We start from the raw sequence: 22,800 nt of genomic DNA, 5'->3' as shown, positions 1-22,800 counted from the left end.
TCGGATGTCTTGAGCTCTTGAAGGCAGACGATGTCGTACGCGGTTTCATCCAGCCATTTGAGCAGCACGGGCAGGCGGCCGTTGACGCCGTTCACGTTGAAGGTAGCGATGCGGGTCATTTGAACTTCCGTAGGCTAGGCCGCGCCTCTCAACGTCGGACGGTTCGCTACGATCCCGGTCTAAGTGCAAAATCGGGAGGTTCAACGGAACCGGATGCAGTTGTTTCTTGGCGTCTGACGATCCAATGCCCCAGAGCCAGTCAAATCGATCCAAGCTGGCGCCGTGAGCAACTCGCGAAGGGCGTCCACCGAAGCAGCCGGAGAGCCAATGGGCCGCTCCGCGACGGCCACCATGGAAAAGGCCGCCCCAACCGAATGCAGATGGAACAGCCTTCTCATGGCATGGCGGTGTTAATAGGCTTTTTTAGGCGCCGCGGTCTTCGCGGTGTGCTTCTTGTGCTTTATCGGGCACTTGTGCTTCTTGGTCGGCTTGCAAGCCTTCCGGTGCGGCTTCGCAGCCGTTGTCGCCTTGGTCATCGTGGTCGTTGCGGTCGCGGCTGGAGCGGTCGTCGTGGTGGCGGCGGCGGTGCCGGGAACTGGCATCGACAAAGCCAGCGCAACAGCGAGACCGAGGGCGGAGAGAAGGGACTTTTTCATGGTTTTTTCTCCTTGCTATGCAGGTCGGTTTTCACTGCATCGGGATCGATCGGCGTCACGCCAAGCAGCTTCACGGCGTTTGCGAGCATTCGGATTCCCTGTGCCTGCTTCTTGTTGGCGCAGAACCGGTTTCCCTTTCTTTGCAGTGCCTTCGCCGCGGTGACCTGCCTTGACGCGGCATGGGTTTCGAGAGCTTCGTCAACTTGGCGGCTTAGATTGGTGCAGCGCTCGGTTCGGGTCGCCGCAACCTTTGCCTCGCCAGCTTCGACCGGACCGGTGGCGAGCGAAATACCGAGCAACGCACTCATCAAGCTGATCGAGAACCTTTGCATCGCTTGTCGCCAATCCGAACAAGTGCCGCGGTGCGGCGGCCGATGAAACCCTCTCCAGCCAATTCTACGCCCGAACGATTTCTGGAATTTTTCTGGTTTATTTCTGAATTGTGTCTGAGGCTGCGCGCGCTTCGTCCCGCGTAAAAACGGTACATTGGGGGGCATAGGGGAGTTGCGAACGGGTCCGCCTTGATCGCCTCGGGTGCGGCAACTTTCGCATGACTCTGGCATGAATTCGCCCCGGCTCGGCAAGCATCGACCGCCTCCGAGTCCAGGCTCAGGCATCCCAGTTCCGCCGGCGCCGCCCTCTACTGCTTGGCGGCGGCTTCCAGGTAGGCGATCACATTGGCGATGTCGGCATCGTTCGGGAGCCCGGCGAAGGGCATCTTGTTGCCGGGCACCTTTGTCTTCGGCGACTTGATGTATTCAGCGATATTGGCCTCGTCCCAGACCAGGCCGCCTGCACCCGCCTTCTTCATCGCGTCGGAATATTTGGCCTGGAAGCTCGGCAGCGAACCTGCCTTTCGGCCGATGACGCCGTGCAAGGAGGGACCGATCTTGTCCTTGTCGGTCGCCGCTTCATGGCAGACCATGCATTTGGTGAAGATCTTCTTGCCGGCATCGGCATCGCCCGCTGCAAAGGCCGGAATGGTCGCGATAAATGAAATTGCAAGAAGGGCCGCGGTCAGTCTCATGGCATTCTCCTCCCTCAAATCGGCGCTGTCCGCGCCTTGGATGTTATCGCATGTCGCCCGAAAGTAACCCTCGGTTATAAGGCTAAAATTAGCGGTTGCATGACCCCTTTTCGACGCCACGCGCTTCAATGCCGCGCAGGGTAACGCATCACGCGGTATTTAGGTTGCAGACCGGGCCGCCGAACGCGACAAGGCTTGGGAACAATGCTATGATCCCGGCGGTGCAGGTCGCGGTTTCGCGTGGCCAGTCACGCAGACAGCAGCACCGAAAGCCGCGACCGAACCGGGCCCGATCCTGGAGGAATGGTCATGGCAAATTTCCATGTCTACGCAGCAGGCACCGGTAGCAAGCTCGAACATCCCGCTATCCGCCGGATAGGGGTTGCGGATGTTTTTGACGCGCTTCGCCGGGGATTTGACGATTTTTGGGAAAAACCCTCGCACTACGTCTTTTTATGCCTGATCTATCCGGTTGCCGGTATCGTGCTGATCACCTGGAGCTCCGGCGGCAACGCGCTTCAGCTCGTCTATCCCCTGATGACCGGCTTCGCGCTTCTGGGCCCCTTCGCCGCGCTTGGCCTCTACGAGATCAGCCGCCGGCGCGAACAGCAACTCGACGCGTCGTGGCGACATGCCTTCGACGTCCGAAAATCGCCCGCCATGCCGGCTATCGCCGCTCTCGGGGTGATGCTGGTGGTGCTGTTCATCGCCTGGCTGGTGACCGCGCGCGCGCTCTATGGGCACCTCTATGGCAACGCCGCGCCGGCATCGTTCTTCGGCTTTATCGCGGATGTGCTGACCACGCAGCGCGGCTGGACGCTGATCATTCTGGGCAACCTCATCGGCTTTCTGTTTGCCCTTGTCGTGCTCAGCACCACGGTCGTCGCCTTCCCGCTGCTGCTCGACCGCGACATCGGCGCCTACGCGGCGGTCGAAACTTCGGCGCGAGCGGTCATGACGAACCCCGTGCCGCTGCTGCTGTGGGGTCTCATTGTCGCCGTTGCGCTGGGTCTCGGCTCGCTGCCGCTGCTCGTCGGGCTGGCCGTGGTCCTGCCCGTGCTCGGCCATTCGACCTGGCACCTTTACCGCAAGCTGATCGAACCGGCGCCAGCCCCTGCTCCTGCCCCAGCCAAGGCAAAAACACGCAAAGGACGCTGATCCGACTTGCCCAGTGCATGCGCGCAAAGGTGACGCGGCAACATGCACAAAATAGAGACCGGCGTCGCCTTGCCGCCGATTGCTCGACGAAGGAGAGGCGCCCACCCTGTAAAGAGGCGGGCGCTTCTGGTTCACGCCGGATGGCTGAAGCGAGCGACCCGCGCATCCCTCAGCAGATTGCGGAAGTCGCCGCCCGTGACATGCACCAGCGTCTTGTGATCGCCAGCTTCGAAATAGACGTCGTCTTCCCCGCCAAAGCTTTCGTCGAGAATGACCGGCACGCCATAGGCGGCGCCCAGGGGCGGCACGGCGCCAATGTCGCAGTCGCTGAACACCTCGCCGATTTCATCTTCGGAAGCGAGGCCAAGCCGTCTGTCGACCACGTCCTGCAACGTGTTGAACTCGACCCGGTGGCTGCTCGGAACCACCGCCAGCGCATAGCCCATCTCGTGATGGACCAGCACCGATTTGGCGAGTCGCCGGCCCGGAACATGCGCTGCCTGCGCCGTCTGGCTGCTGGTCGAGGTTCGGTGGTGGGCAACGGTATCGTAGGCGACGCCCTTGCCGGCAATATAGTCCTGGAGTTTCCTTGCGATCGTCATCGTAGGCGCCTTTCTGTTGGAGGTGGGACGCGTCTGAGAACGTGGCAACCATTGTCCTCCCGTCATTTTTCCTGTCAACGAAGAAACGCGGTCCGGCGAGCCGTCTATGGCCCCATGCCGAATGACAGGACACGGGTCAACTCGGTGTAGCCGGACTCGAGAACCATGATCCACACGAACACCAGGATCAGCAGCGGCGGCACCAGGATCGCATAGGCAAGCGCCAGCCGCTCCCAGGCCATGTGCATGAACACGGCGACGATCAGCCCGGCCTTGAGCATCATGAATGTGAGGATCAGGCCCCATCTGAGATAGCCCTGGAGGCCGAAATAGTCGATGCTGTAGGAGCCGGCGCTGAGGACGAACAGCCAGCCCCAGACGACGAGATAGAGCCTGATCGGGTGCTGCTGGCCTTCCGCGTGCCCCACCGCCTGGGCGGGAGCGGCGTGTCCATGCAGCCCGTGTTCGCGCGCTTCTGCCTGTGCCATCACTCCACCTCACCAAAGATAGAAGAATGCGAAGATGAACACCCACACCAGGTCGACGAAGTGCCAGTAGAGCCCCATGATCTCGACGCTCTCGTACTGGCCGCGCCGGCTGGTGAAGAACCCGCGCGCACCGGCTTCGAAGTCGCCGCGCCACACCTTGCGCGCGGTGATCAAAAGGAAGATCACTCCGATGGTGACATGGGTGCCGTGGAACCCGGTGATCATGAAGAAGGATGAACCGAATTGCACGGCGCCCCAGGGATTTCCCCAGGGCCGCACGCCCTCGGTGATGAGCTTCGTCCATTCGAACGCCTGCATGCCGACGAAGGTCGCGCCGAGCGCGGCGGTGACGAGCATCAGCACCGCCGTCTTCCTGCGGTCGTGCCGGTAGCCGAAATTGACCGCCATCGCCATCGTGCCGCTCGACGAGATCAGCACGAAGGTCATGATCGCGATCAGGATCAGCGGAATGTCGCTGCCGAACAGATGCAGCGCGAAAACCTCGCTCGGGTTGGGCCAAGGCACCGTCGTCGACATGCGCGCGGTCATGTAGGACAACAGGAAGCAGCCAAAGATGAAAGTATCGCTGAGCAGGAAGATCCACATCATCGCCTTGCCCCAGGAGACGTTCTTGAACGCCCTCTGGTCGGACGACCAGTCGGCCGCGATGCCGCGCAGGCCCGGCGGCCGCGGAGCGACCGGTGCGGCGTGTTCCAGCGTGGTCTCGGCCATGAGCATTTCCTCCTTCGGTACGGCCCGTCGCGCGGCCGTCTAGGTCAAGAGCCCCCGGCAGATGTCGATCACGTTATCCGCCCAGCCCATGAGCACGCAGAAAAGCACCAGCCAGACGGCAAGCAGGATGTGCCAGTATATCGCGCAGAGCTCGGTCGACAGAGCGAGGCTTCCGGACCGGGCGCCTTGCCATGCGCGCACATTGACCCGGCCGAGCGCCACCAATCCGCCGATGATGTGAAGGCCGTGCATCGCGGTCAGGAGATAGAAGAAGCTGGCGGCCGGGTTCTCTGTCGCGAAATAGCCTTCGGCGGCGAAATCGCGCCAGGCGAGCAATTGCCCAGCCAGGAAAGCCAGCGATGCCAGGGCGCCGGCGAGAAGGGCAAGCCGGAGATTGTCCAGTTGGGCTTTATGCGCGGCAGACACCGCGCCTTGCAGCGCCAAGCTCGCCAGCACCAGCATGGCGGTGTTGAGCCACAGCAGCCTCGGGGCTGGAGCGGCCTGCCAGTCGGCATAGTCCATGCGCATGACATAGGCGCTGATCATGAGCGCGAACAGCGCGCCGACCACGGCAAGGAACACGCCGAGCCCGATCTTGGCCGGATGCATGAGCGACGCTTCCGTCTGCGGAAACGCCGTCACCGGCCCGACCTCGAGCCACGGCTTGGACATCAGCCGCTGGCGCGACAGCCACCAGCCGACAACGCCGGTTACGGCGGCCAGGAGGATCAGGATCACGATCATGCGGGGCCGCCTTGCGTCAATGGGCGCGGATCGTTCTGTGCGATGAAGTCTTCCGGCGCGCCGGGCACGCTATAGTCGTAGGCCCAGCGGTAGACCACCGGCAGCTCCTTGCCGAAATTGCCGTGCGGCGGCGGCGTGCCGGCCGTCTGCCACTCGAGCGTCGTCGCCCGCCACGGATTGTCGCCTGCCGGCCGCCCATGGCGAATGCTCCACAGCAGGTTGAACAGGAACACCATCTGGGCGAAGCCGACGACCAGCGCGGCCACGGTGATGAACGCGTTCAGCGTATGCACCGAAGGCGGGACGAAGGCCGTGTCGCCGAGTTCGGGATAGCGGCGCGGCACGCCGACCAGCCCGACATAGTGCATCGGGAAGAAGATCAGGTAGGTACCGATGAAGGTCACCCAGAAGTGGAAGCGGCCCATCGACTCGTTGAGCAGCCGGCCGGTGATCTTGGGGTACCAATGATAGATCGCACCGAATACCACCATGATGGGCGCCACGCCCATCACCATGTGAAAATGCGCGACGACGAACATCGTATCCGACAGCGGCACGTCGACCACCACATTGCCGAGGAACAGCCCGGTCAGCCCGCCATTGACGAAGGTGACGATGAAAGAGAGCGCGAACAGCATCGGGATGGTCAGGTGGATGTCGCCGCGCCACAATGTCAGCACCCAATTGTAGACCTTGATGGCGGTGGGGATGGCGATGATCAGCGTGGTGGTGGCGAAGAAGAAGCCGAAGTAGGGATGCATGCCCGAGACATACATGTGGTGCGCCCAGACGACGAAGGAGAGCGCGCCGATGCTGACGATCGCCCACACCATCATGCGATAGCCGAAGATGTTCTTGCGCGCATGCGTGCTGATGAGGTCGGAGACGATGCCGAAGGCGGGCAGCGCCACGATGTAGACTTCAGGATGGCCGAAGAACCAGAACAGGTGCTGGAACATGATCGGGCTGCCGCCATCGTGCGGCAGCGGGTTGGCGCCCATTTCCACGATCGCCGGCATGAAGAAACTCGAGCCGATCGCGCGGTCGAACAGCATCATGACGCAGGCGACGAAGAGCGCCGGGAAGGCCAGCAGCGCCATGACCGTGGCGGTGAAAATACCCCAGACGGTCAGCGGCAGGCGCATCAGCGTCATGCCGCGCGTGCGACCCTGAAGCACGGTCACCACATAGTTGAGGCCGCCCATGGTGAAACCGATGATGAACAGGATCAGCGACACGAGCATCAGGATGATGCCCCAATCCTGTCCGCCGGGCGTGCCCGAGGTAATGGCCTGCGGCGGATAGAGCGTCCAACCGGCGCCTGTCGGTCCGCCCGGCGCGAAGAAGCTGCCGACGAGCACCAGAACGGCAAGCAGATAGATCCAGTAGCTCAGCATGTTGACATAGGGAAACACCATGTCGCGTGCGCCGACCATCAACGGGATGAGGTAATTGCCGAAGCCGCCAAGAAACAGCGCGGTCAGGAGGTAGATCACCATGATCATGCCGTGCATGGTCATGAATTGATAATACATGTCCGGCGAGATGGAGGCGAAAGTGTCGGGAAAACCAAGCTTCAGGCGCATCAGCCAGGACAGCACCAGCGCGACGAGCCCGATGGACAGCGCCGTGCCGGCATATTGGATGGCGATGACCTTGGCGTCTTGTGAAAAGACGTATCTCGTCCACCAGCTGTGCGGGTGATAGAGTTCCACCTCCGCCACTTCCGCGGCCGGAATGAAGTCTGCTCCATGAGGCGTGACGTCAACCATCCCTGAACCTCTCCGCTTTTTCCGGTCCTCCTCGGGGCCGGTTTCATCAATGCCTTACTCCGCCTTCGCCTGTGCCGTCGCCGGTGCGGCAAGCACACCCACCTTGGCGGGTGCCGACATCTGGGCGAAGGTCGACTGCTGCTGCAGCCAGGCCAGATAATCCTCTTGGGTGTCGACCTTCACGACGCCGCGCATGAAGGCGTGACCGACGCCGCAAAGCTCGGCGCAAAGAACTTCGAAACTCCCTGTCTTGGTGGGGGTGAACCAGAAATAGGTGACCGTGCCGGGCACCATGTCCATCTTGGCGCGGAACTCCGGCACGTAAAAATCGTGCAGCACGTCGATCGAGCGCAGCAACACCTTGACCGGCTTGCCGATCGGCAGATGCAGATCGGTCGCCACGACGACGACATCGTCCTGACCGTTCGGGTCCTGTGGATTGATGCCAAGCGGGTTCTCGGAACCGATGAGCCGGGCGTTCGAGGTGCCAAGCTTGCCGTCCGCGCCAGGCAAGCGGAAGCTCCATTGCCATTGCTGCGCAACGACCTCGATCTCGGTCGCGTCCTTGGGAACGGTGACGAACTGGCTCCACACGAACAGCCCAGGCGCCAGCAATGCCGCGACGCCGACGGCCGTGACCACGGTCAGCCAGGATTCGAGCCTCCTGCTTTCGGGCTCGTAGTGCGCCTTCTGCCCTTCCTTGTGCCGGAAGCGGTACACGCAATATGCCATGAACAGCACGACAGCGGAGAAGACCGTCCCGGTGATCCAGAATGTGATGACGAGAGTGCTGTCGATATAGCCCCAGTTGGAGGCTATAGGCGTCCACCACCAAGGGCTCAGCACATGGAACAGCACCGAGCCGACGACAATCAGAACGAGTACGAGCACAACGGCCATCCTCGGTTCCTCCCGGCGTTCCGAGGGACTCTGTCCCGCAGGAAGGCCGCGCCCATTATGCGCGACTTACTTCGGAAATACTAGGGGATGTGGCTGGCGGGGGGAACGTCATACTTCGCCGGGGCGACGCACGCGCGGCGGACGGTGAAGAGCGGGCGGGCAGCGAGGGACAGCGCGGCTTGACCGCAAGAAGCGGGCCGCGGCGCCCTCGGAAAGGCTCGGGGTTCCTCGCCCCCGCGGAGTGGGGGTTCCGAAGGACGGGCAAGACCCGTGGCTCGCCCCGGCGAGGTGGCTCGGCGAAACGGACACGGAGGGGCGAGCGCCATACGCGCCAAAGTCCTCGCCTTACGAGGGGAAATCTCCAATCCTCAATTGCCCGTTGAAGCCCGCGCCCGCTTCCGCTAAGAAGCCGTGACTTGCCGGTTCACCGGCTGGTTCGTTTTCCGGACTCCTCGTCCTGAAAGCACCCGTAGCTCAGCTGGATAGAGCGCTGCCCTCCGAAGGCAGAGGTCACAGGTTCGAATCCTGTCGGGTGCGCCAGTAAATCAAAAAACTTGGCCCGCATCGCGAATATTGTCGGCGGCATCTCCGCGCGCTGTTCCCACATAACTTGCCCATTGAGCCCCTTTCTCGTCCAGCGAAACGGAAATTTCATAACCTCAGATTAACCATGATCGATAACTAGGAGAATCGTCCTATGGCTGAAACTTCGATCGAATGGACCGACGCGACGTGGAACCCGGTTGCAGGCTGCACTATCCTGACTGCGGGCTGCACCAATTGCTATGCAATGCGCATGGCCGCTCGGCTTGAGGCGATGGGCCAGGAGAAATATCACGGCCTGACCCGCAAGAGTGGCGGCCGCGCGAAATGGACAGGGAAGGTGACGCTCGATCCGAAGTCACTCGCTACGCCGGCGACGTGGAGCAAGCCGCGTCGGGTCTTTGTCAATTCCATGTCCGATCTGTTTCACGCCGATGTGCCTCCCGACTTCATTCGCCAAGTTTGGACTGTAATGGATGAGACGCCGCGGCATACCTATCAAATTCTCACCAAGCGGCCAGAGCGCATGGCGGAAGTTCTGACACGCGGAGACTTTCCGGTGCTGCCAAATGTCTGGCTCGGCACAAGCGTGGAGGACAATCGTGTTCTCAATCGATTGGACGAATTGCGCAAAGTTCCTGCTGCTATCAGGTTTGTTTCGCTCGAACCTCTAATAGGCTCGGTTGCGGGTGCCGATCTGACCAATGTTAATTGGGCTATCGTTGGCGGCGAGTCCGGGCCGAGTTCGCGCTATATGGACCCACGCTGGGTCGATGAAATTGAAACGATGTGTCGGCGTTCCGGCACGGCCTTCTTCTTTAAACAGTGGGGCGGTCGCAATAAGAAGGCGACTGGTCGCACGCTCAACGGCCGGACCTATGACGAGATGCCTGCGGCTTCGGTGCATATTTCCGGTTGACATGGCGGACAAATTTTTCGGCAAGCTCAGTCGCCTTTGGGTCAGGATTGGCCACAGCCAAGAACAACGAAAAGGTATGGCCGCCATGCGGGGTCATGATTGGAAGCGACTCCGACACAAACGCGAACGTCTCCCTGAGCAGCCCTTCAAACCAATGATCGATTTGCTTTTTGCTGACGGTTCTTTGAGCGGTCGCGGGTTTCTGAGGCGCATCAAAGACGCTCGCGAAGATGTCGGTTTGCCCGGAAGGATTTTCCGGCTGCATGGCGTACAGATCCCGCCATCGCGGACTGAGGACGCGATCAAGCATGCCTTCCTTGTTGCCGATCCCAGCTAAGTCATGGGCCAACTGCCGGGTGACAGCCGCAACATTGAATAGATACCATATATCAAGGCATTCAGTTTGGCTGAGCGCTTTCAGGGTCGACCAGTCGACTTGCATGGAAAAGGGATCCAGAAAGACGACGCCGCGCGAGCGACTGCGCGATTTGCTGGTCCAGGGAGCTTTTCCGATGATCTCCAGCAATTCATTATTGGCGTCACCGCGAAGAACTTGAATATCCGCATATGGCCAATCAGCCTGGACAGATTCCAGCGCCGCCGCACGATCAGGATCTTTTTCGATAAAAATAAAATGTTTGAACGGCGGCTCGATTTTGAGGCCGCGCCGCGCCGAACCGTCTAAAGTTTCAATGACGGTTTCGATCTCGCGCCCCTCGAAGATGCCCCCGACCTGGCGCTCCGCCTCCCGATCGCCAGAACCCGCAAACGCATCAATGTACCATAAGTCCATCTTTGCCCACGTCAGGGCCTTTGTGTAGCATTTCAAGTAGTATTCTACCGCGTCTAGTTTGATCTCCGACCACGGGCCCCCGTATTTGTGCGCCATGTCTTGCCCCACCCCTCTCGATTCTAGCTGATCTAACTATTTTTCCGAATGCATCACAAGTGTTGTGGACTGCAAGCACCGGGCGGAGTTGGCGTCAGGGGCAAGCCGACAGGCGCCCTTATGGGGACCGCGAGCTAAGCAAGAATATCGAATCTTCAATGCAATGAGCGGTCGGCTGCGGAAGCGTGCGGAATACGCCAGCCCGAAGGCGCTTGAACGGCAGGTAACGCAATTCGCGAACGGCCTCGCCTCATGTCGCCTTTCAGGGCACCTTGCTCTCCTTTGCAAAGGGCTGAAAGGCAATCCTTCCATTGGAAACGAACCGTCACCGATCTCACTAGAGGCCAAATATGCTACATCCAGTATCGCCGGTTGGCCCTTCCACCGAGCTATCGAGCAGCGCAGCGATAGATCCCTCCCAAGGAGCCTCACTTGTCCACCACCCCCCAGGCGTGTCCTCATCACCGGCGCCGGCGCTCTTGACGGGATCGGCTTTGCCATTGCGCGGCAATTTGGCCGGGCCGGGCATGCGGTTTTCCTGACCGGCGCCAGTGCGCGGGTGATGGAGCGCGCTGGCGAGCTTCGGGGCGAGGGCATCGATGCCACGGCCGCTGTCGCCGATCTCACCATTGCCGCGGAGGTGGAGCGGCTGCGGGCCGAGGTCGGCGCTGTCGATATCCTGGTCAACAATGCCGGCATGGGATCGCTGGCCTCGCCGTCCGTCGACAAGACGTTTCTGACGATGAGCGAGGCCGAGTGGGACCAGGGCATCGAGACCAGCCTGAAGACCGCGTTTCTCGTCACCAGGGCGTTTCTGCCGGCGATGGTCGAAGCGGGCTATGGGCGCATCGTCAACGTCGCATCGGTGACCGGGCCGCTGGTCTCCTACCAGGGCACCGCCGCCTATTCCGCGGCGAAGGCCGGGATGGTCGGCCTGACCCGGACATTGGCGCTGGAAGTGGCGCGCCACGGCGTCACCGCCAATGCGGTGGCGCCTGGCTGGATCGAGACAGGCGCGTCGAGCGAGGCGGAGCGGGTAGCGGCCCTGCATGCACCGCCGGGCCGCGCCGGCCGGCCCGATGAGGTCGCGGCGGCGGTCGTGTTCCTGGCCTCCGAGAGCGCCAGCTATATCAACGGCGCCTTGCTGGTGGTCGACGGCGGCAACAGCCTTGAAGAACGCAAGGGATAAGCGCGCGGCCAGCCTTCTGCCCGGGTGGACTTCAAGCTTCGTAATTCCTTCCATCCGGACTGAACCGTCTCTCTCGGGAGAAAGTTCCTCGCCGCCAGACTGGACCCAGCTGGCACCCCGCTTGACTCAATCATCAGTCTGCACTAATCATAAGCCATGACTATTGATAGCGCACAGCTTGCCGCCCTGGGCGATCCGACCCGAAGGCAGATTTTCGAGCTGATCGCGGAGCGGCCGCGCACGGTGGCGGAGGTCACGCGGCAGGTCAGCGTGTCGCAGTCCGCGGTGTCGCAGCATCTCAAGGTGCTTCGGGATTCGCGGCTTGTGCGCGCGGAGCCGAAGGGCGCCAGCAACGTCTACCACATCGATCCGCACGGGCTTGGCCAGATGCGCGCCTGGCTCGACCGGTTCTGGAGCAAGACGCTCGCGGCTTACAAGCTGGCCGTCGAGACCCCACCAGAGGAGTGACCATGAACACCCAGATCCCCATCGCGTCGGTAAAACAATCCGTGGTGGTCGAGGCGCCGATCGCGCGCGCCTTCAAGGTTTTCACCGAGGATTTCGGCAGTTTCAAACCGCCGGAGCACAACCTGCTTGCAGCCCAGATCGCCGAAACGGTGTTCGAGCCTCGCGTCGGCGGCCACGTCTATGACCGCGGCGTCGATGGCAGCGAGTGCCGCTGGGCGCGCGTGCTGGCCTATGAGCCGCCCAACCGCGTGCTCCTGAGCTGGGACATCAGCCCGCAATGGCGCATCGAGACCGACCCGGCCAAGACCAGCGAGTGGGAGGTGCGTTTCACAGCCGAAACGGCTGAGCGCACCCGCGTCGAGATCGAGCACCGGAACCTGGAGCGCCATGGCCAGGGCTGGGAAGGCGTCCGCGACGGCGTCGCCGGCGATCAGGGCTGGCCGCTCTATCTGCAGCGCTATGTCGATCTGGTCGCTCGGCGGGCCTGACCGCGGCTTTTATAGGCGCTTCGCCGCAGGGGCGGTCAGGGCACAACGCCCCTGCACGCCCAGGCCACATTGGCGAACGACCTCGGCCCGTCCGGCCGCCCGGCCTGATAGGCATCGCGGACGGCAGCCTCGGTACGCTCGCGCTCGGCTGCCTCCAGCGTGGTCATGTATTTGCCGAGCGGGCCCTCGCCGGCCGATATCGGCGCCCAATAGTCGGCGAAGTCCTGGTAATCCATGCGGATCATCAACTCGGTTTCGGTCACGTCGGCCAGCCCCTGTTCCACGAAGGTCCGCTTCATTTCGCCGGGCTGCATCATCGGCTGGAAGCAATAGCGGCTGCGCAGCTGGCGGCCGCCTTCGCTGAGCGCGGCCACCGTGTCGATCATCATGCGCATGCCCGCCATGCCGCCGAGATGGTCCCACACCACGGCCGCGACCACGCCGCCCGGCCGCGTTACCCGGCGCATTTCGGCAACCGCCTTGCCGGCTTCCGGCACGAAGTGAAGCACCAGCAGCGCCAGCGCGCGGTCGAACGCATTGTCGGCGAACGGCAAGGCGGTGGCGTCCGCCTGCTTGATTTCGATGCGCGGATCGGTGTTGCGCCGCTTTGCCGCCTCGACGAAAACAGGCGAAAAGTCGATTGCCGTGATCGCCGCGAGCTCGGCGGATTTCGCCAGCTCGAAGGTCAGGCTGCCGGTGCCGCAGCCGACGTCGAGGATCTTTTCGCCGGGAGCGAGCCCGGCGAAGCCGATGAAGCCGGGCGCGAGCTTTCGGCTCCATCGGCCCATGAGCTGCTCATAGCCGGATGCGTCATGAACGGTGAAAATCGATGTCATATGCCCCTCTCCTAGCCGTGGGCGCAGGCTAGACTGCAATCAGGATGAAGCCAAGACGCAGTGAGCACGGAGGGACGGAGAAAAGGCCGGCGTTTATGGGGCGCCCTTGAACGTCGCCACGCTCTCCCGCTCGACCAGCGGGCATTCCAGCTTGGTGATGGGATAGCGCGCCCTGCCCACCTGCGCCGGCGCCTCCAGCTGCTCGATCGCCCATTGGCCCATGGCCATATGCGGCAGGATCGAGGTGGTCAGCGGCGGGAACAGATGCCGGGCGATTTCCTCGTCGTCGTAGCCGACGACCGAGAAGTCGGCGGGAATGTGCAGGCCGGCTTCCTTCAGCGCTTCGTAGCAGCCGATCGCGGTGCGGTCGTTCTGGCAGAAGATGGCGGTCGGGCGGTCCTTCAGGGTCAGCAGCTTCACTGTCGCGGCGTAGCCGGCGCTGGCCGACCAGTCGCCCTCCACCACCAGCTCCGGGTCGAACGGGATGTCGGCGGTGGCGAGCGCGCGGCGGTAGCCTTTCAGTCGGTCCTGCGCCGCCTGCATCCAGGGTTCGCCCGTGATGGTGGCGATGCGGCGGTGGCCGTGGCTGATCAGGTGCCGCGTCGAGTTCTGGCCGCCGGCGATCTCGGAGGGCACCACGGCCGGGAAGGCATAGTCCGACGTGTAGCAGTTGAGCAGGATGACAGGGATGTCGAGGCCGTAGAGGAAGTCCGGCGCCGTGATCTCGCGGGTGAAGATGGTCATGTAGATCAGCGCTGAAATGCCCCGCCTGGTCAGCGCTGAAATAGCGCGCGGCTCCATCACGGCGTCGCCCATGGTCTGCGCCACCAAAAGCACGTTGCCGGCATTCCACGAGGCCTGCCGCGCGCCCTCGATGGCCACGACCGCCTCCGGGCTGGTGGCGAGCTGGTCGACGGCAAAGCCGATCACGCCGTCTAGCCCATCGAAGGCGGGTCCATCAAAGGCGGCGGCCTCGAAAGCTGCAACCGGTTGCTTCAGCGCCGAAAAGGCGGGGGCGCTGTAGCCGAGCGCCCGCGCCGCCTCGATCACCCGCTCGCGGGTCTGCTGCGACAGGCGAATGCCCGGCGAATTGTTGAGCACGAAGGAGACCGTCGCCTGCGAGCAGCCGGCGGCGCGCGCAATGTCGGTCATGGTGACGCGGCCCTTGGGCCTTGCCGCCGCCTTGCGGCGCTTCCCAATGGTCCGGTCCATCGTCTCGCTCATGCCGCCCCCAAATCCCCGGCCTGTCCAGCCGCGGCCCGCCGGGCCGACAAGATGACGTGATGCTTCCAGTCCAAGGGGACATCGACCGAACTAATAACTATTATCATCCTCGCAAACCCATCCGTCATGCAGGCGCAAGCCTCGCAACTCCAAAGATCGCGCGGCTTCAGCTCCGCACGGCCAAGGGATCGACGCGCCATCAAATCGGTCCTTTGCTAATAGTATTTACTAATACAAGGATGCGCTGTACCGTCAATCCATCGCATCCGGCCCGGTCGGGCCCAGATGTGGTGGGAGCGTCTGTGAATGGCCCGATGGCGAGCGGCATTTGCCTCCGCTAACTTTGTCTCGCATATGTGATATGTCAGACAAATCGGACTATTTACGAATGAAGAATGGTTGTCTAAAGTCCGTGGCCGTGGCTGGGACCGACGCCAGTCTTTTCAGTGCCGGGAACCCTTGGGGAGGAGGGGCGTCCAAGCCGCAAACGGCAATTCCAGTGTGCAAGACAATCCAGTGAGCAAGACATTCTAGTGAGCTAGTCCGGTCAGTCCTGCGACTGACCAAAACGGGAGGTTGAACATGAAATCCTTGATACGCAATGCATCCGTGGCCGCCGCGGCCCTGGTTGTCGGCCTGACGGCGACGGCCATCGCGCGCGCCGACGACAAGCCGACGCTGGCCTTCGTCGTCAACGGCGCTTCCGATTTCTGGAAAGCGGCCGAAGCCGGCGTCAAGAAGGCGCAGGGCGAACTGCCCGACTACACGCTCGAACTCAAATATCCCGAACAGTCCTCGGTCGCCATCCAGCAGCGGCTGATGGACGATCTGGTGACCGCCGGCGTCAAAGGCATCATGGTCTCGGCCGTCGATCCCAAGACCTCGACCGATGGGCTGAACAAGATCGCCTCGCAAACGGCGCTGTTCACCACCGACAGCGACGCTCCGCAGACCAAGCGCGTCGCCTATATCGGCTCGTCCAATGTCGACGCCGGCAAGCAGGCGGCCGAAATCGCCAAGAAGGCGATGCCGGACGGCGGCAAGTGTCTCGGCTTCGTCGGCCTGCTCGGCGCCGACAATGCCAAGGAGCGCATCCAGGGCATGAAGGACGGCCTCGCCGGCACCAAGATCGAGCTCGTCGACGTCCGCGGCGACGACATCGACCAGGCGCGCGCCAAGAAGAATGTCGAAGACGCGCTGGTCGCCAGCCCCGACGTCACCTGCATGGTCGGCTTCTACTCCTACAACACGCCGCGCATCTATGAGGCGCTGCGCGATGCCGGCAAGCTCGGCTCGATCACCGTCGTCGGCTTCGATGATGATCCGATCACGCTGGGCGGCGTCAAGGAAGGCACCATTGCCGCCACCGTCGTGCAGCAGCCCTTCGAATGGGCCTATCAGGGCATGAAGCTGATGGCCGCCTATCTTAAGGGCGACAAATCGGGCATCCCGGCCGGCAATCTGATCATCATCCCGACCAAGATCATCGGCAAGGATGATGTCGACGCCTATGCCGCCAATCTCAAGGCGATGTCTGGAAACTAAGGCTTCACCCGGTTCAGCCGGCTCAACTCGCTTGAGCCGGCTGTTCGCATTGACGAACCCTGCCGGGATCGTCAGTCTGCAGATCGGGCCGTTTTGGCCCACCGGCTGCTGTCAGGCATGATGAATTATTCCGACACATCCATCGCGGCGACCACTCCGTTCCTCAGCCTGGAGAACGTGCGCAAGACCTATCCGGGCGTCGTGGCGCTCGACGGGTTTTCCATGGAGGTCAGGCCGGGCGAGGTCATCGGCCTGGTCGGCGAGAACGGCGCGGGCAAGTCGACGCTGATGAAGATCCTCGGCGGCGTCACCACGCCGGATACCGGCACCATCACCGTCGACGGCACCGCCCATAAGGACCTGACGGTCGAAGGCAGCCTTGGTTCCGGCATCGCCTTCGTCCACCAGGAACTCAACCTATTCGAAAATCTCGACGTCGCCGCCAACATCTTCTTCGGCCGCGAACCGCTGCGCGCCGGGCCGCTGAGGCTGGTCGACCGCGCGAAACTGCGCGAAATGGTGGCGCCGCTGCTGAAGCGCGTCGGCGCCAATTTCTCCGCCGACACACAGGTCGCGGATCTGTCGCTGGCGCAGCAGCAGATGGTCGAGATCGCCAAGGCGCTGTCGATCAAGGCAAGACTGGTGATCCTCGACGAGCCGACATCGAGCCTGCCGCTCGCCGAGACCGACAAGTTGCTCGACGTCATCAAGGCACTAAAGGCTGACGGCATCAGCGTCATCTTCATCTCGCACCGCCTGCACGAGATCGAGCGCGTCGCCGACCGGGTCGTCGTGCTGCGCGACGGCATGCTGGCCGGCACGCTTGGCAAGCGCGACATCAACCACGACCAGATGGTCAAGTTGATGATCGGCCGCATGCTGAAGGAACGTGAAAAGGCCTCCGAGGCGGGGCGGGCGCCGGGCGCCGTGGCGCTGTCGGCCAAGGCCGTCCGCACCCCCACCTATCCCAGCCGGCCGGTCGATCTCGACGTCAGGCGTGGCGAAATCCTCGGCCTTGCCGGCCTCGTCGGCTCCGGCCGCACCGAACTGGCGCGGGTGTTCTTCGGCATCGAAGCCAGCCTTGGCGGCACGCTGGAACTCAACGGCAAGCCGCTGGCGCTGGCGAGTGCCGCCGATGCCGTCGCGCAAGGCATTTTCCTCGTGCCGGAAGACCGCAAGCTGACCGGCATCCTGCTCGACCTGTCGATCGCCCAGAATATTTCACTCCCCAATTTGCCGGCGCATGCCAGGCGCTCGCTGGTCTCCAACAGCGCGGAAGTCGCTACCGCCGAGATGCAAAAGAAGAATCTCGGCATCAAGGCGCCTTCGGTGCAGACGCGCACCGGCACGCTGTCGGGCGGCAACCAGCAAAAAGTCGTGCTCGGCAAATGGCTCGCCATGAACCCGAAGGTGATGATCCTCGACGAGCCGACGCGCGGCATCGACATCGGCGCCAAGGCGGAGATCTACGGGCTGATGCGGGCGCTGGCGGACGCCGGCGTCGCCGTGCTGATGATCTCCAGCGACATGGAAGAGGTGATCGGCGTCTCCGATCGTATCGCCGTCATGCATGAGGGCCAGATCTCGGGCATTCTCGACAAGGATCAGTTCAGCCAGGAAAACGTGCTTTTGCTGGCGGTGGGCAAGCCGGCAAACTAATGCATGCCGCGCAAAAGTGACCCTCGGTTTTGCGGTAACGGCATGCATAAACAAAGAGCTGAAGCGCGCGACGCGCTTTAGCTAAGCGGAGACGACGATGACAAAGAAAGATCTCGGCCTGCTGATCCTGATCCTGGTGGTCGGGGCGATCGTTGCCATCATCAATCCGCGCTTCCTCCTGCCGATCAATCTCGCCAACACCTCGAACCTCATCGGTCTGTTTGGTATCCTGTCGATAGGGCAGGCCTTCGTCATCATCACCGGCGGCATCGAGCTGTCCGTCGGCTCCGTCGTCGCGTTGCTAGGGACGCTGTTCATCGACTTCATCGCCGTGCGCGGCATGGGATGGCCGATCGCCATCGTGCTGATCCTGGTGCTCGGCGCCATCATCGGGCTGGCGCATGGCTGGCTGATCACGCGGCTCAAGCTGCAGCCCTTCGTCGTCACCTTGTGCGGCCTGTTGATCTACCGTGGCGTCGCGCGCTTCTACACCGCCGACGGCACGGCGGGCTTCGCCTTCGGCCAGAATTTCCCAACGCTCGAATTCCTGACCGCTGGCCGCTCCTGGGGCGTGCCGAACTCCTTCTTCGCGCTGATCGTCATCGCCATCGTCATGTGGGTGGTGCTGCACCGCTCGGTGTTCGGGCGCTATCTCTACGCCATCGGCAAGAACGAGGAGGCGGCGAAATATTCCGGCATTCGCACCGGGCGCGTCGTCATGGCGGCTTACGTCATCTGCGGCGTGCTCACCGCCCTGTCGGCGATCTATTTCGCCATGTATACGCGCTCGATCTCGCCGGCGAGCCACGGCCAGTTCTACGAGCTCTACGCCATTGCGGCCGCCGTGCTCGGCGGCTTCTCGCTGCGCGGCGGCGAGGGCTCGCTGATCGGCGTCATCCTCGGCACGGTGCTGCTGCAGGAATTGCAGAACCTGGTCAACCTGCTCGGCATTCCCTCCTCGCTCAACTTCGCGGTGATGGGTGGCGTCATCCTCATCGGCGTGCTGGTCGACCAGCAATGGGGCGTGTTCCGGGCGCGGCGGCGGATGGTCGATGCCGCCCGCAAGGGCGCGGTCGGCGCGGCTGCGGAATAACGCCCATCCCGCCCATGCGGCCTTGACTTAACTACCTACCGCCCTCGCGCGCGGCGCGGCGAACGCTTTGCAAAAGGATGGCAAGGCAGCCGACCAGCAGCAGCCCACCGCCAAGCAGCGGCGGCAGTGCGAGCAGCTTCACCCCCGCGGTAACGGCGGCCACCAGGACCAGCGCCAGCAGCGCCAGACTGCCGTCATCGACGAACATGCCGAAGAATTCCCTGGCGACGCGACGAAGGACGTTCATCGGGCGAGCCCTCCGGCTGCTGTCGGATGGGTGCCGCGCAACCAACGCACCATGGCGAGGGACGCCAGAGCGACGATGGCGAAGATGGCGAGCAGGGCAAGATCGGCACCCGGCCAGTCGGCGCCGATCCCCTCGCCGGTCCAGAAGATGCCAAAGCTGGTCAGCATCAGGCCGACCACGAATTTCAGCGCATTCTCGGGCACGCGCGCCAGGGGCCGGTGAACCGCCAGACCGACAAGCATCACCAGGATGAAAGCGGCCAGCGCGCCCATGCTGGCGTAAAATGTCTGTCCATGCGCGGCGCCGACAGCGATGACGATGAACACCACCTCGACGCCCTCGAGCAGCACCGCCTTGAAGGAGGCCAGTCCGGCGAGGTAGTCGGCGCGCCGGTCGGCGGCCTGCCGGTGCAGCGCCGCGGTTTCCTTGGCGAAGGCCGCCTCCTCGTCATGCAGGGCGATGACGCCGACGCTGCGCAGGATGGCCTTTCGCAGCCAGCGCATGCCGAACAGGATCAGCAGCACCCCGACGGCGAACTGCAGCGTCGTGATCGGCACCAGCGCCAGCAGCGGCCCGAACGCCAGCACCAGCGCCGCCAGCAGCGCCAGCGCCAGCGCGGCGCCCGTCAGTGCCGGACGCCAGCTGCGTGTCACCCCGACCGCCAGCACGATGGTGAAGGCTTCGACGACCTCGACGAGGGAGGCGAGAAATGCCGCCGTGACTGTCGAGAGGATGGGTGTCAGTGTCTGCATCAAGGCTTCCTGTCTGGCTCGACCCTGATTCCCGGGGCGAATTTCCGGATCGTAATCCAGAATCACCCTATGCGGCCAGCATCCCCAAGCGTTCCGGCGGCAGCGCAAGCAGGCGGGTGAAACGGGCCTCGATCAGATCAGGCCCGACATGTCGGAAAAGGCCATTGCCTTGCGCAGCAGCTCGGCGAAGCGCTCGCCGGCCACCTCGCGCGGGCCGCTATTGTCGATCGACGTGACGCCAGGGCCGGACAGGGTCACATTGGCGCTACGCGCCAGCCGCGCCAGCACCTCGCCGCGCGACTCGCGGCCGCGCATCGCCAGCCGTTCCGCCAGCACCTCGGGCGAAGCGGTGATTTCGACGATCGCCAGATTGGCATAGCGTTCGCGCAAGGTGGGGATGATCGCGCGCGACACGTTGGCCACGGCGACGTGCCCATTGGAGACGGACCAGTCGACATCGGCAGGCAGGCCATAGTGCAGGCCATGCGCTTCCCAGGAGATGGCGAAGGCGCCGTCGGCATCGGCCTCGGCGAAGGCGGCGTCGGCCAGCGTATCGTGATCCTCGCTCGCCGCGTCGCTCGGCCTGGTGATGACGCGGCGCACGAACTCCAGCTGCGTCTCGGCGGCGAAAAGCGCCTTGGCATAGCCGATCACCGTGTCCTTGCCGGCACCGCTCGGGCCCACGACAGCGACAAAGACGCCGTGACGGATCGGAAAGGTCTCGGCGGACAGTTCGCGCTCGATCGAGGCAGACACCATCATGCCACCCTCCGTCCCTGCCGCCAGACGGTGCGTACAACCGGAACATGATCGTCGACGCGCACGCGCACCAGATCGGCGCGGCGTCCCTGCTCGATGACGCCGCGGTCGTCAAGGCCGACGGCCTGCGCCGGGTTCTTCGAAACCATGGCGACGGCCTGCGGCAGCGAAATGCCTTCGACCATGTCACCGAGGAAGAAGGCCGACTGGATCAGGCTGAAGGGGATGTAATCGGAGGACAGGATGTCGAGCAGGCCGTCGCTGGCCAAGGTGCGGGCCGAAACATTGCCCGAGTGCGAGGCGCCGCGCATGACATTGGGCGCGCCCATCAGCACGCCGAGCCCGGCGGCCTTCGAGGCCCGCGCCGCTTCCTCGGTGGTCGGGAACTCGGCCACCCGCACGCCCTGCTCGATGGCCTCGTCGACATGGGCCGACGTGGCGTCGTCGTGGCTGGCGAGCACGATGCCGCGCTCCTGGCAGGCGGCGGCGATGTAAACACGGTTCGGCGCCGAATTCTGCGCCGATTCGGTCATCCGCTTCTCGCAGAATTTCTGGAAATCCCGATCCGAGAGTTTCAGCTTGCGCTGGTAGTAGTAGGCATAGGTTTCCAGATTGACGAACTGGCGCTGGCCCGGCGCATGGTCCATCAGCGATGCCAGCCTGACCCGCTCGTCGCCGTCGAAATTGGCGAATGCCTTGAGGCAATCCGGCGCTGAAACCTCGCAGCGAAGATGCAGGAAGTGATCGGCCCGCAGACGATCTTGCGCAACGCTGTCCTCGATCGCATCGGCCAGCTTGCGGATGTCGTCCAATGTCAGGTCGGCGTCTTCGTCCATGCCCACGCGGAGCGCGTCGAGCACGGTGGTAATGCCGGCGGTCGCGACCTGCGCGTCATGGGCAAGCACCGCGGCGATCGGGTTCCAGCGCACTTTCGGGCGCGGCGCGTAATGGCCTTCGAGATGATCGGTGTGGAGTTCGACCAGCCCGGGAATGATATAGTCGCCGCCCGTGTCCTCGCCGATGCCGCCAGTGCCAGCATCGATGCCGGCGATAAAGCCGTCGCGCAGCACCAGCGAACCTTCGACGATCTCGTCGGCAAGAACGATGCGGGCGTTGGAAAGAACAGTTTCGACGGTCATTGCGGGTAGTCCTTGGTTCTTGCAGTCGGGTTCGTTCAGGCGATTTTCCGGGCTGGGCGGCGTCCGAGCGCGTGCTGGGAAAGCGCCATGAACGGCGCACCGGGTTCGGGTTCGACAAACAATGTCAGCGCATCCACCAGCACGGGCTGGCGCAACACATCGGCGAAAAGGCTGTCGATCGCCGCGCGCAGACGAGGGCTTTCCTGCGGTCCGGCCCGGCCGGACAGGGTCATGTGGAAGCGGAAGGTCTCGAAGACATAGGGGTAACCCCATTGGCAGAGATTGCGAAACTCGGCCGGCTTCAGCGAATCCGGACTGCGCCGCTCGATCTCGGCCTCGCTCAACGGCGCCCGAAACCGGTCGAAATCGCGCACGACGTCGTCGGCGAAGCGGTTGAGCGGAGGCAGCGCACCATCCGGCACCAGCGCGAAGAAGCCGTCGATCTGGCTGACGACAAGGCGCGGGATCGTCACGACAGGCGTTGCTTCGGCAAAACGGTCGAGCGCCGCGCGCAGCGAAGCCTCGGTCTCGGTGGCAGCCAGGTGGAAGGGCGCTTTCAGCGTGGCGTGGAAACCATAGCGGCGCGCCGAAGCGGTGTGGAAGGCCACTTCCGCCGCCGACAAGTCGGCAACGGCCTCAACAGGCCTGGTCGCGGCACCGAACGGGTCGCGGCCCAGCCAGTTGGCGGCGATGCGCGCCAGCGGCTCGTCCTGCCGGGGAGTGAAATAAATGGCATAACGCATGGGAAGTCCTCGTTAAAGCGCGCCGCGTTTGAAGTGAGGGAGCGACGCGCTTTACGTCTTCATTTGGTGCAAGTCGTCATCCCAAAACCGCTACGCACTTTTGGGCGACATGCACTGGAACCGTTGCCATAGGTGATTTCCATGACGGATTGACGAAGCTTTGAAGGGTTTTCGAAGGCAAATCGAGCCTCAGGGTCGTTAGCCGACGATTTTCCCGAGCTGGACCAA

Annotated in this window: 25 protein-coding genes, 1 tRNA gene and 1 pseudogene; 9 read left to right on the top strand and 18 right to left on the bottom strand. The window is 63.2% G+C overall.

The genetic code is table 11. The features are described from left to right. The 4 genes and pseudogenes from O7B34_RS16825 to O7B34_RS16810 form a co-directional block, all read right to left on the bottom strand. Window positions 1–119: pseudogene (locus O7B34_RS16825) on the bottom strand (exodeoxyribonuclease III); the annotation flags it as partial. A gap of 291 nt (window positions 120–410) precedes the next feature. Next, the gene (locus O7B34_RS16820; protein ID WP_337147106.1) at window positions 411–656 is read right to left on the bottom strand and encodes a hypothetical protein; all 246 of its coding nucleotides are present in this window, start codon (window positions 654–656) and stop codon (window positions 411–413) included. Next, window positions 653–988 carry a hypothetical protein gene (locus O7B34_RS16815; RefSeq protein ID WP_051442776.1) on the bottom strand — a complete coding sequence of 112 codons (336 nt, stop codon included), beginning with the start codon at window positions 986–988 and terminating at the stop codon, window positions 653–655. The genes O7B34_RS16820 and O7B34_RS16815 overlap by 4 nt, the downstream gene beginning before the upstream one ends. Window positions 989–1,296: 308 nt before the next feature. Continuing rightward, window positions 1,297–1,683 (bottom strand): c-type cytochrome, encoded by a 387-nt coding sequence (locus O7B34_RS16810; protein WP_337104738.1) that lies wholly within the window; start codon window positions 1,681–1,683, stop codon window positions 1,297–1,299. A 309-nt stretch (window positions 1,684–1,992) separates the two neighbouring features. Between O7B34_RS16810 and O7B34_RS16805 the strand changes: the two genes are divergently transcribed. Then, window positions 1,993–2,841: a DUF2189 domain-containing protein gene (locus O7B34_RS16805; protein ID WP_337147105.1), complete on the top strand. Its 849-nt coding sequence runs from the start codon at window positions 1,993–1,995 to the stop codon at window positions 2,839–2,841. 131 nt (window positions 2,842–2,972) lie between these two features. Here O7B34_RS16805 and O7B34_RS16800 read toward each other — a convergent pair whose 3' ends face one another. From O7B34_RS16800 to coxB, 6 genes are all read right to left on the bottom strand, one after another. Further along, window positions 2,973–3,443, bottom strand: coding sequence for an aminoacyl-tRNA deacylase (locus tag O7B34_RS16800; RefSeq protein WP_337147104.1), 471 nt, complete (start codon window positions 3,441–3,443; stop codon window positions 2,973–2,975). Window positions 3,444–3,547: 104 nt separating this feature from the next. After that, window positions 3,548–3,931 (bottom strand): cytochrome C oxidase subunit IV family protein, encoded by a 384-nt coding sequence (locus O7B34_RS16795; protein ID WP_140508216.1) that lies wholly within the window; start codon window positions 3,929–3,931, stop codon window positions 3,548–3,550. A gap of 9 nt (window positions 3,932–3,940) precedes the next feature. After that, window positions 3,941–4,663: a heme-copper oxidase subunit III family protein gene (locus tag O7B34_RS16790; RefSeq protein WP_027145445.1), complete on the bottom strand. Its 723-nt coding sequence runs from the start codon at window positions 4,661–4,663 to the stop codon at window positions 3,941–3,943. 39 nt (window positions 4,664–4,702) lie between these two features. Then, entirely contained in the window at window positions 4,703–5,407 is a 705-nt protein-coding gene (locus O7B34_RS16785; protein ID WP_337147102.1) for a cytochrome c oxidase subunit 3, read from the bottom strand. Next, window positions 5,404–7,179, bottom strand: a complete 1,776-nt coding sequence (locus O7B34_RS16780) for a cbb3-type cytochrome c oxidase subunit I (protein WP_337147101.1) — start codon at window positions 7,177–7,179, stop codon at window positions 5,404–5,406. Before O7B34_RS16780 ends, O7B34_RS16785 begins: the two co-directional genes overlap by 4 nt. 54 nt (window positions 7,180–7,233) lie before the next feature. Next, the gene (gene coxB / locus O7B34_RS16775) at window positions 7,234–8,079 is read right to left on the bottom strand and encodes a cytochrome c oxidase subunit II (protein WP_337147099.1); all 846 of its coding nucleotides are present in this window, start codon (window positions 8,077–8,079) and stop codon (window positions 7,234–7,236) included. A gap of 463 nt (window positions 8,080–8,542) precedes the next feature. Here coxB and O7B34_RS16770 point away from each other — a divergent pair. Together O7B34_RS16770 and O7B34_RS16765 are read left to right on the top strand one after the other, a co-directional pair. Then, a tRNA-Arg gene (locus O7B34_RS16770) sits at window positions 8,543–8,619 on the top strand. Between the two features lie 157 nt (window positions 8,620–8,776). After that, on the top strand, window positions 8,777–9,541 hold the full coding sequence (locus tag O7B34_RS16765) for a DUF5131 family protein (RefSeq protein WP_337147098.1): 765 nt from the start codon (window positions 8,777–8,779) through the stop codon (window positions 9,539–9,541). Here the strand turns inward: O7B34_RS16765 and tcmP are convergent. Beyond that, window positions 9,486–10,430: a three-Cys-motif partner protein TcmP gene (gene tcmP, locus O7B34_RS16760; RefSeq protein WP_337147097.1), complete on the bottom strand. Its 945-nt coding sequence runs from the start codon at window positions 10,428–10,430 to the stop codon at window positions 9,486–9,488. The two genes, O7B34_RS16765 and tcmP, sit on opposite strands and share 56 nt — an antisense overlap. Window positions 10,431–10,821: 391 nt before the next feature. Between tcmP and O7B34_RS16755 the strand changes: the two genes are divergently transcribed. The 3 genes from O7B34_RS16755 (at window position 10,822) to O7B34_RS16745 (ending at window position 12,575) form a co-directional block, all read left to right on the top strand. Beyond that, window positions 10,822–11,619: an SDR family NAD(P)-dependent oxidoreductase gene (locus O7B34_RS16755; protein ID WP_337147122.1), complete on the top strand. Its 798-nt coding sequence runs from the start codon at window positions 10,822–10,824 to the stop codon at window positions 11,617–11,619. Window positions 11,620–11,775: 156 nt separating this feature from the next. Then, window positions 11,776–12,087, top strand: a complete 312-nt coding sequence (locus O7B34_RS16750) for an ArsR/SmtB family transcription factor (protein WP_337147096.1) — start codon at window positions 11,776–11,778, stop codon at window positions 12,085–12,087. A 2-nt stretch (window positions 12,088–12,089) separates the two neighbouring features. Continuing rightward, the gene (locus tag O7B34_RS16745) at window positions 12,090–12,575 is read left to right on the top strand and encodes an SRPBCC family protein (protein ID WP_337147095.1); all 486 of its coding nucleotides are present in this window, start codon (window positions 12,090–12,092) and stop codon (window positions 12,573–12,575) included. A 35-nt stretch (window positions 12,576–12,610) separates the two neighbouring features. On the opposite strand, the gene O7B34_RS16740 is transcribed toward O7B34_RS16745, so the two are convergent. Further along, window positions 12,611–13,411: a class I SAM-dependent methyltransferase gene (locus O7B34_RS16740; RefSeq protein ID WP_337147094.1), complete on the bottom strand. Its 801-nt coding sequence runs from the start codon at window positions 13,409–13,411 to the stop codon at window positions 12,611–12,613. A gap of 93 nt (window positions 13,412–13,504) precedes the next feature. Beyond that, entirely contained in the window at window positions 13,505–14,635 is a 1,131-nt protein-coding gene (locus O7B34_RS16735) for a LacI family DNA-binding transcriptional regulator (RefSeq protein ID WP_337147093.1), read from the bottom strand. A 582-nt stretch (window positions 14,636–15,217) separates the two neighbouring features. Here O7B34_RS16735 and O7B34_RS16730 point away from each other — a divergent pair. The 3 genes from O7B34_RS16730 (at window position 15,218) to O7B34_RS16720 (ending at window position 18,932) form a co-directional block, all read left to right on the top strand. Further along, the gene (locus O7B34_RS16730) at window positions 15,218–16,180 is read left to right on the top strand and encodes a sugar-binding protein (protein ID WP_337140906.1); all 963 of its coding nucleotides are present in this window, start codon (window positions 15,218–15,220) and stop codon (window positions 16,178–16,180) included. A gap of 120 nt (window positions 16,181–16,300) precedes the next feature. Further along, window positions 16,301–17,839 carry a sugar ABC transporter ATP-binding protein gene (locus O7B34_RS16725; RefSeq protein ID WP_337147121.1) on the top strand — a complete coding sequence of 513 codons (1,539 nt, stop codon included), beginning with the start codon at window positions 16,301–16,303 and terminating at the stop codon, window positions 17,837–17,839. Window positions 17,840–17,936: 97 nt separating this feature from the next. After that, the gene (locus tag O7B34_RS16720; RefSeq protein ID WP_027142399.1) at window positions 17,937–18,932 is read left to right on the top strand and encodes an ABC transporter permease; all 996 of its coding nucleotides are present in this window, start codon (window positions 17,937–17,939) and stop codon (window positions 18,930–18,932) included. Window positions 18,933–18,963: 31 nt separating this feature from the next. On the opposite strand, the gene O7B34_RS16715 is transcribed toward O7B34_RS16720, so the two are convergent. From O7B34_RS16715 to O7B34_RS16695, 5 genes are all read right to left on the bottom strand, one after another. Continuing rightward, the gene (locus O7B34_RS16715) at window positions 18,964–19,179 is read right to left on the bottom strand and encodes a hypothetical protein (RefSeq protein WP_337147091.1); all 216 of its coding nucleotides are present in this window, start codon (window positions 19,177–19,179) and stop codon (window positions 18,964–18,966) included. Continuing rightward, the gene (locus O7B34_RS16710; RefSeq protein ID WP_337147090.1) at window positions 19,176–19,931 is read right to left on the bottom strand and encodes a COG4280 domain-containing protein; all 756 of its coding nucleotides are present in this window, start codon (window positions 19,929–19,931) and stop codon (window positions 19,176–19,178) included. Before O7B34_RS16710 ends, O7B34_RS16715 begins: the two co-directional genes overlap by 4 nt. Window positions 19,932–20,063: 132 nt before the next feature. Next, complete coding sequence (gene phnN, locus O7B34_RS16705) at window positions 20,064–20,693, bottom strand: phosphonate metabolism protein/1,5-bisphosphokinase (PRPP-forming) PhnN (protein ID WP_337140914.1); 630 nt, start codon at window positions 20,691–20,693, stop codon at window positions 20,064–20,066. Beyond that, window positions 20,690–21,829: an alpha-D-ribose 1-methylphosphonate 5-triphosphate diphosphatase gene (locus O7B34_RS16700; RefSeq protein ID WP_337147089.1), complete on the bottom strand. Its 1,140-nt coding sequence runs from the start codon at window positions 21,827–21,829 to the stop codon at window positions 20,690–20,692. The genes phnN and O7B34_RS16700 overlap by 4 nt, the downstream gene beginning before the upstream one ends. Before the next feature lie 35 nt (window positions 21,830–21,864). Then, window positions 21,865–22,572 carry a DUF1045 domain-containing protein gene (locus tag O7B34_RS16695; protein ID WP_337147088.1) on the bottom strand — a complete coding sequence of 236 codons (708 nt, stop codon included), beginning with the start codon at window positions 22,570–22,572 and terminating at the stop codon, window positions 21,865–21,867. Between the last annotated feature and the right edge of the window lie 228 nt (window positions 22,573–22,800).

This window comes from Mesorhizobium sp. Cs1299R1N3 (assembly GCF_037179625.1).
Lineage (GTDB): Bacteria > Pseudomonadota > Alphaproteobacteria > Rhizobiales > Rhizobiaceae > Mesorhizobium > Mesorhizobium salmacidum.
This window is presented reverse-complemented; position numbering and strand designations above follow the sequence as displayed.

Bases quoted from the DNA above. Each gene is read 5' to 3' on its own strand.
- O7B34_RS16820 (WP_337147106.1), bottom strand. From the start codon at position 656: ATGAAAAAGTCCCTTCTCTCCGCCCTCGGTCTCGCTGTTGCGCTGGCT.
- O7B34_RS16815 (WP_051442776.1), bottom strand. From the start codon at position 988: ATGCAAAGGTTCTCGATCAGCTTGATGAGTGCGTTGCTCGGTATTTCG.
- O7B34_RS16810 (WP_337104738.1), bottom strand. From the start codon at position 1,683: ATGAGACTGACCGCGGCCCTTCTTGCAATTTCATTTATCGCGACCATT.
- O7B34_RS16805 (WP_337147105.1), top strand. From the start codon at position 1,993: ATGGCAAATTTCCATGTCTACGCAGCAGGCACCGGTAGCAAGCTCGAA.
- O7B34_RS16800 (WP_337147104.1), bottom strand. From the start codon at position 3,443: ATGACGATCGCAAGGAAACTCCAGGACTATATTGCCGGCAAGGGCGTC.
- O7B34_RS16795 (WP_140508216.1), bottom strand. From the start codon at position 3,931: ATGGCACAGGCAGAAGCGCGCGAACACGGGCTGCATGGACACGCCGCT.
- O7B34_RS16790 (WP_027145445.1), bottom strand. From the start codon at position 4,663: ATGGCCGAGACCACGCTGGAACACGCCGCACCGGTCGCTCCGCGGCCG.
- O7B34_RS16785 (WP_337147102.1), bottom strand. From the start codon at position 5,407: ATGATCGTGATCCTGATCCTCCTGGCCGCCGTAACCGGCGTTGTCGGC.
- O7B34_RS16780 (WP_337147101.1), bottom strand. From the start codon at position 7,179: ATGGTTGACGTCACGCCTCATGGAGCAGACTTCATTCCGGCCGCGGAA.
- coxB (WP_337147099.1), bottom strand. From the start codon at position 8,079: ATGGCCGTTGTGCTCGTACTCGTTCTGATTGTCGTCGGCTCGGTGCTG.
- O7B34_RS16765 (WP_337147098.1), top strand. From the start codon at position 8,777: ATGGCTGAAACTTCGATCGAATGGACCGACGCGACGTGGAACCCGGTT.
- tcmP (WP_337147097.1), bottom strand. From the start codon at position 10,430: ATGGCGCACAAATACGGGGGCCCGTGGTCGGAGATCAAACTAGACGCG.
- O7B34_RS16750 (WP_337147096.1), top strand. From the start codon at position 11,776: ATGACTATTGATAGCGCACAGCTTGCCGCCCTGGGCGATCCGACCCGA.
- O7B34_RS16745 (WP_337147095.1), top strand. From the start codon at position 12,090: ATGAACACCCAGATCCCCATCGCGTCGGTAAAACAATCCGTGGTGGTC.
- O7B34_RS16740 (WP_337147094.1), bottom strand. From the start codon at position 13,411: ATGACATCGATTTTCACCGTTCATGACGCATCCGGCTATGAGCAGCTC.
- O7B34_RS16735 (WP_337147093.1), bottom strand. From the start codon at position 14,635: ATGAGCGAGACGATGGACCGGACCATTGGGAAGCGCCGCAAGGCGGCG.
- O7B34_RS16730 (WP_337140906.1), top strand. From the start codon at position 15,218: ATGAAATCCTTGATACGCAATGCATCCGTGGCCGCCGCGGCCCTGGTT.
- O7B34_RS16725 (WP_337147121.1), top strand. From the start codon at position 16,301: ATGAATTATTCCGACACATCCATCGCGGCGACCACTCCGTTCCTCAGC.
- O7B34_RS16720 (WP_027142399.1), top strand. From the start codon at position 17,937: ATGACAAAGAAAGATCTCGGCCTGCTGATCCTGATCCTGGTGGTCGGG.
- O7B34_RS16715 (WP_337147091.1), bottom strand. From the start codon at position 19,179: ATGAACGTCCTTCGTCGCGTCGCCAGGGAATTCTTCGGCATGTTCGTC.
- O7B34_RS16710 (WP_337147090.1), bottom strand. From the start codon at position 19,931: ATGCAGACACTGACACCCATCCTCTCGACAGTCACGGCGGCATTTCTC.
- phnN (WP_337140914.1), bottom strand. From the start codon at position 20,693: ATGATGGTGTCTGCCTCGATCGAGCGCGAACTGTCCGCCGAGACCTTT.
- O7B34_RS16700 (WP_337147089.1), bottom strand. From the start codon at position 21,829: ATGACCGTCGAAACTGTTCTTTCCAACGCCCGCATCGTTCTTGCCGAC.
- O7B34_RS16695 (WP_337147088.1), bottom strand. From the start codon at position 22,572: ATGCGTTATGCCATTTATTTCACTCCCCGGCAGGACGAGCCGCTGGCG.